The sequence below is a fragment of the Pseudoalteromonas lipolytica genome, from assembly GCF_001306915.1.
Classification (GTDB): Bacteria; Pseudomonadota; Gammaproteobacteria; order Enterobacterales; family Alteromonadaceae; genus Pseudoalteromonas; species Pseudoalteromonas simplex.
Window position 1 is genome coordinate 1 of sequence record NZ_LJTC01000039.1, and the last position, 734, is coordinate 734.

Genomic DNA, 734 nt, shown 5'->3' on the forward strand with positions numbered 1-734 from the left:
AGGCGCCCCAGCTCAACGCCAAAGGGGCCTGTGCGCTGATCAGCGATTCCACCTTGCGCAACAGCATGGCCAAGCAGGCCGGGGACCTCAGCGTGCGCAGCTTCCTCGCCGACTACTACTCCACCCCCGACCATTGGGACGTCAAGACATCGGCGACCCGGGTACTGCGCGCCCTCAATGCCTGGACCTACAGCCAGAGCCGTCAGGTGGCAGAGGGCAGTTACGTCACTTCGCTGTCGGCGCTGGTGCTGCGCGGTACCGAGGGCCACCTCTTCCATATGGGCGACACCCTGGTGTTTCGACTGCGTGGGGCGGAATTCGAGCAGCTGACACGCGACCACGTCACCGACCTCGGGGGCTATCGCTACCCCTCCCGGGCCCTGGGCATGGACAACAGCATCGACATCGATTACGCCCGCTTTCCCGCCAAGCAGGGGGATCTGTTCCTGTTTACCACCCAGGCGGTGCTGGGCACCCTGATGCCGTCGGAGTATGTGCAGCTGATTCGTCAGGATGCCAGCGACCTCGATGCCGCCTGTGATCGCCTGGCCGAGGCGGCGGTACAGCGTGCGCAATCGCGTGGCTACGGGGCGGACCAGTTCTGCTTCCAGTTGGTGCGCATCGATGAGCTGCCCGATGCCCAGTCCGAAAATCCGGCCAAGGTGTACGGCGAACTGCCGATCCCGCCTGAGCTCTCCCCGGGGGATCGCCTCGACGGGCTGGAGGTGCTGGCC

The 734-nt window shown here is 65.5% G+C and carries 1 protein-coding gene; it reads left to right on the plus strand.

Going from position 1 to position 734, the window contains the following annotated elements; genetic code table 11:
• Positions 1-734: PP2C family protein-serine/threonine phosphatase (locus AOG27_RS21380; protein ID WP_419177743.1), on the plus strand; the 734-nt coding region annotated here is incomplete at both ends.